This is a genomic window from Micromonospora sp. NPDC051296, from assembly GCF_040682255.1.
Lineage (GTDB): Bacteria > Actinomycetota > Actinomycetes > Mycobacteriales > Micromonosporaceae > Micromonospora > Micromonospora craterilacus.
Map to the genome: position 1 here is coordinate 1 of NZ_JBFBAO010000417.1, position 5,615 is coordinate 5,615.

A 5,615-nucleotide genomic window follows, 5' to 3' on the forward strand; every position below is an offset into this window, starting at 1 on the left:
TGACATCGACACCCTCGACGAGCAGTTGCATCCGGCCGAGTAACCTGAGATCCACCTGCATGATGTCGCTCCCCCGTCGAACCCGTGAGCGTGCTCAGGCTAGGCGCCGGTTGCAGGATGCAACAAGACACATCGAAGCCCGACGATGGCGATCAATCTCACCACGCAATGCCGGCGTGTCTATGTAACGAACTTTCCGACGATGGCGCTCCATTGGCAACAATAGTCGTCGGGATTGTTACCCAGCCCTTTCTGCGTTCATCGGTCGCCGCAGGTGCGCCGGAGACAACGCCCGGCGCACCATCCACAGACGACACCTGTTGCCAACGAGGAACACGGCCGGTGGTCACCGTGCCAGGAACGTGACCGCCAGCATGAGCACGAAGATCGCGATGGCAATGCCGTTGAACACCACCACCGCCTTGGATTTCTGCGCCCTTCGCCGGGTGGGCACCCCCAGGTAGCCCTTGCCGAAGGTGACCACGGGTGCGACGTATTCCACGTCCGCCGTCCGCCCCGACGTGACCGTGACGACCGTTTCGGCGCGGCCAGCCCGCCTCGGGAGAAGGTACGGGACCCAGGCCTGCACCCGGTGCTGGCCGGCCGAAACCGGAAGCCGGTGGGTGCCCCAGGGCAGCGCCAACGGCGCCCCGCCGTCGAGGGAGAGACGGGGCTTGCTGGCCGAGTAGAGGAACGTACCGGCCGGGCGGCTGAAGGTGACGGACATGGCCCCCTCGCCACCTGCCGGATTGTCGTGCGTCATCGCTGAATCCACCCTCCCGTGATCGAAGCTTGGCTTTCTCGTCAGCGCCATTGAAAGAATACGCGATGTCCCCGACCCTGACCCGGGACCGCCAGGTCGCGGCGCAATTGAACTGGGCCGAACATGAAGCTTCACCTCCTCCGCGCCACTCGGCGGGCCCTCATGTCGGCACGCGTGTGCCAGCCGAAGACAGCCATGAGAACAGCGGAAACAGCCAGCAGAACGACGCCCGGGATGGTGACTCCTCGGGTAATTGACATAGTCACGCCGCCCAGCGCAGACCCCAAGGCGATCAACCCGGCCCCGTTTCGGTAGAACGAGCGCTGACTTTTAGAAGATGTCGGACGAACAACGCGAGAAGTCTCCCCGCCGCGCACCGAATTGGCGACCCTCATCACCCTTCTCACCTCACGGCGAAGCAACGGCACGAGGACCAGTAGAGCAACCGGCAGGCCGAAGATCCCGGCCAGAGCAATCGGGGAAAATTCTCTGTCGTCGAGGAGGGTCAGCCGTCGGGGATTACTGGCGGCGTATTCAACCTCAACGGAATCTCCCACCTCCGGGCACCAAGCGCCGCAGTAGGCCCACCCTTCATAGCGTTCTCCGTTTGCCACGTACTCGAGCTGCGCCTCGCCGTCCCGGCCAGGTGACACTTTCAGCACCCGCGCCTCGGCAACCCGCCCGTCCTCGTACACTCCGTTTCTCTGGTCGATTGTCTTCAGCACCGACGCCGCCGCGAGCAGAAGCAGGACGCCTGACATCACAGTCGCCAGAAGCAGAACTTTTACCAGGCGGTCACTACGCTCGGTTGTCACCTGCGGCGCTCCTTTCGACCGACCGTTGGGGCGCCGGGAAGTGACCGGCGCCCCAACGGGTCGCACGTCAGTTGCTACTTACCGTCCAAGAACCAGCCAAACAGTAGGCCACCCGGTATCAACTGCCCAGTGCCCCAGGCCGAGAACTGCATCGCGTTCCCGTAGACGTACTGGTTGAAGGGCGTGTCCGCGAGCTTCACGTTCGCCGTACGTGGTCCGGGCGCGAACGCCAGCAAGAGGTCCACGCCCGCATAGGTGTACGCCTCGGTGTAGTCCAGCGTGGTGGCGGTTCCTGCCTTCTCCTTCTCCCGGAGGCCGTAGCCGCGCGACATGATGCTCGTCCCGGCGACGATCAGCGCGAGACCGGTGCAGGCACCCGCGGAGACGACGATGCAGAGCCCCGCAGCCGCCAGGCCGACGTATCCGCCGTACTTGTTCCACCAGTCGGCGGCACCCGCGACGAACTCTGAGTCCATGACGTCGTTGGCGACCTCCTTCGTCTTCTCCCAGGCATCCTCCAACGCCGGCACGGCGGTCTCGTTCCACCACTCCGGGATGTCCTCGGTCACGAACTCGGGAACCGTGTTGGTGACGAACTCGTCCACCGCGTTGTAGGCGTCCGACGCGCAGTCACCCCAGGTGAGCGGGTTCCAACTGCACGACGAGTGACCGTCGATCTCGACCCGGGAGATCGGGTTGCCGCCGGCGAACGCGTACCGGTTGGCGTTCCACGGATCGAGGCCGAGCCGCATGTCGGACAGGGCGCCGTTGTAGCTGTCCCGGGTCAGGAACCGGTTCAGGCCTGGGTCGTAGTTCCGGAAGCCCATGTCGTAGGTCCCGGAGCCACCGCCCTGCACCCGCTTCGCGTTGTACCGGTATCTGTTGTACGGCTCCCTGTCCAGATTCGCCGGATCCGGCTTATCCAGCCCGGTGAACTGGGCCGTGTCGTCGCTGCCATAGGCGGTGTAGCCGTAGGTGGCCACCGTGGTTCCGGTGGCGCCGGTGAGCACCTCGACATCGGTGTGCGTGTTGTATCCGTAGTAGGCGTACTCCTTGACGCCCCCCGCCTTGTGCGTGATCTGGGAGAGCCGTTCCCCCCAGGGCGAGTACTGGTACGAGCGCGTCACCGAGCCCGCCACCTCTTCGTCGATCACGTCATGCGACAGGCCCAGGTAGTTGAAGGTGGTGGTCTTCGCCTGGGCGGTACCGGCGTTGGTCGTCTCGGTCCTGGTGCGGTCCAGCGGGTCGAAGGTGAACGTGGTGACCGACGTGCTGGTCCGGTTCTCCACCACCCGGTCGAAGCCGTCGTAGACGTTTCGCTGAAGCAGCGTGCCGGCGGAGGTGACGGTGTCCAGGCGGCCGAACGGGTCGTAGTTGTAGGAGGACGTGATCCCCGAGGTCGTCGACGTCAGCAGCCGGTTGCGGTCGTAGTCGAAGGTGGTGGTGACCCCGTCGACCGACTGGCTGACGACGTTGCTGTTGGCGTCGTGGACGTAGTTCTCCACGCCCGCGCCGGCCCCGGTCTTGGAAACCGAGGTGAGCCGGTCCCGGGGATCGTAGGTGTAGTCGTACTGCGTGCTCAGGGTGGCCGAGTTGTCGTCGGCGTTCATCTTGGTCGTCGTGTTGCGCTTCCGGTTGCCGTTGAGGTCGTACTCCATGTGGTGGTCCGCCACCAGTTGGCCGCCGGTCGTCTTCTCCATCTGGGTCTTCGGCAGACCGTCCAGGTAGTACGTGTAGTCGACCACGTTCCCGTTGCCCTTGACCTGCCGGAGACGTTCACCCCGGTCGGTGTAGGTGAAGGTGGTCGTCTTCCGCGCCGGGTCACTCGCCGAGGCCCCGTTGATGACCGTCTCCACGAGGTTGCGCGCCTCGTACGTGTACGTGGCGTACTTCCGGTCGTGCCCGACCACCAACGGCGACCCGTTCTCGTCGTACGTGAACGACGTCGTGTTCTTCAACACGTCCGCCTTGTACTCGCGGACTGCGTTCACCTGGTTGAGACCCGTGAAGGTCATCTCGTAGGTGTCGATCAACGCGCCGGGACTGAGGTCCTCGATCGTCGTCTGGTTGCCGTTCGGGTCGTAGTCGTAGCGGTAGTCGACCTCCTCGTTGTCGGTCTCCCCCGAGTTGTCACGGACCAGTTTGACGGCGTCGGCGACGACGGTTCCCCCGGCCTGGTCGGTGAGGGTGACCTTGTGGCTGTTGCCCTCGGTGAAGGTGTAGGAGCCGAGGCTGACCCAGTTGCCGGCCTGGCTGGTCTGGTTGACCGTGCGGGCCGTGTCACCACCGCCATGGTTGACGGTGTACCTGGCGTCGGCGGCGGCACCGGCCACGGTCGGATAGCGGGTGAACACCTCGTAGGTGCCGGCCTGCGGCACGTTGAGCTGCCATGTGAAGCTGTTCGAACCGGTGCCGGCCGGGCGCGTGGCGTAGTTGGGGCCGTGCTTGTTCCCGGCGGTCGTGGCAACCGTCCAGGTGCCGGTGGCGGTGGTGTTGTTGAAGTCGGAGTTGTCGACCAACACCAACTGCCGGCCCACCGGCACGCCACTGTCGGTTCGGGCCGCCAGCTTTCCGTCAGGGAAGTAGGACCAGGTCATGGTCCGGTTGGAGGACCCGCCCGAAGCCTCGCCAGCGGGGGTCACGGTTCGCCGGGTCTGGGCGCCGAGCTTGTCGTAGTCGTAGCTGGTGACGATGTTCCAGGGGTCGGTGCTGGTCTTCGCCCAGCCGTTGTCGTAGTAGGTGTAGGTGGTGTCGTTGCGGACCGACTCGCCGGCTGACGGGGGCATGCTGACCTTGGTCAGCCGGCCCACGTCGTCGTAGGTGTAGGTGGTGACGTCCGCGGTCTTGTAGCGGGCGTCGTCCTTGTCGTAGGCGGTGTGGGTCTCCTTCACCCGGTGCATCTCGTCGTAGACGTTGACCGTGGCGAAGTCGTCCGGGTCCTCTGACTCGGGGGTGGCGACGCCGCGTGGGGTGATCACCCGGGTCTGGTTGCCGGCCTGGTCGTACTCGTACTTCGTGATGCGCCAGGTGATTGTGCCGGACTCGTTCTTGTGCGGGACCTTCACCTCGCGCGGGTTGCCCCGCGGATCGAGGAGTACCTCGGTGGTGTTGCCGAGTTGGTCGGTGGTCGCGGTGACCAGACCGTCCCGGTCGTAGCGGGTGGTGCTGACCTTGCCCAGCGCGTCGATGGTCTTGACCGGGCGGCGGGCCGCGTCGTACTCGTACTGGTTGGTGTAGTCGGCGGTGTCGGCCGTGGCGTTCTTACGGGGGTCGACGACCTTCGAGACGTTGCCGGCCTCGTCGTACTCGTACGTGATCTTGTGGCCCTCGGCGTTGGTGACGCTGGTGACCTGGTAGATCTCGTCGTAGATGTTGGTGGTGGTGTAGTCACCCTCCTCGGGGCTGAGGTTGCCCTTCGGCTCGGTGGTGGTCAGCACGTTGCCGACCTTGTCGTAGGTGTAGGAGGTCTTGCGCTCCGGGTCACCCGCTATATCGACCGGCGCCAGCATGTAGGTGAGCTGATCGGCCTGGTCGTAGGATGCCTCGGCGACCGCTCCGTTGGCCGTGTACGACTTCAGCACGTTGTCGTTGGGGTCGTACTCGGGTGCGGGGGTGACGATGATGTCGCCGGTGGTCTGGTCCTTCGGGACCCGGTTCTCCAGCGGCCGACCAAAGGTGTCGTACGTCTGGGTGGTTTCCTTTTCGTAGGGGTCGGTGACCTTGAGGACGTTGCCGCGGACGTCGTAGGCGAACGTGGTGGCCTTCGTCTTCGCGTCGATGATCTTCTGCGGGTAGCCGTTGGCGTCGAAGAGGTCGTTGACCGTGGTGTTGCCGTTGGCGTCGGTTGCCGTCAGCAGTTGGCCCCAGGCGTCGTACGTGTAGGAGGTCTTGTAGTCGTCCGGGTCCGGCGTGGTGTTGCCGATCGGGTCGACCACCCAGGCGAGGTCACCGTCGTCCTCGTAGCCAAAGGTGTGCTTGCGCCCCTCCGGGCTGGTCTTCTCGATCAGGTCGGCGACGTAGCCGTTGAGCTGACGCTG

The 5,615-nt window shown here is 64.9% G+C and carries 3 protein-coding genes; all 3 read right to left on the reverse strand.

The window, feature by feature from the left end:
* Window positions 1-346 precede the first annotated feature (346 nt).
* The gene (locus AB0M52_RS29585; protein ID WP_363960562.1) at window positions 347-763 is read right to left on the reverse strand and encodes a hypothetical protein; all 417 of its coding nucleotides are present in this window, start codon (window positions 761-763) and stop codon (window positions 347-349) included.
* Window positions 764-894: 131 nt separating this feature from the next.
* Window positions 895-1,578: a DUF3592 domain-containing protein gene (locus AB0M52_RS29590; protein WP_363960565.1), complete on the reverse strand. Its 684-nt coding sequence runs from the start codon at window positions 1,576-1,578 to the stop codon at window positions 895-897.
* Between the two features lie 74 nt (window positions 1,579-1,652).
* The coding region (locus tag AB0M52_RS29595) for an RHS repeat-associated core domain-containing protein (protein ID WP_363960568.1) at window positions 1,653-5,615 on the reverse strand (3,963 nt) is incomplete at its 5' end.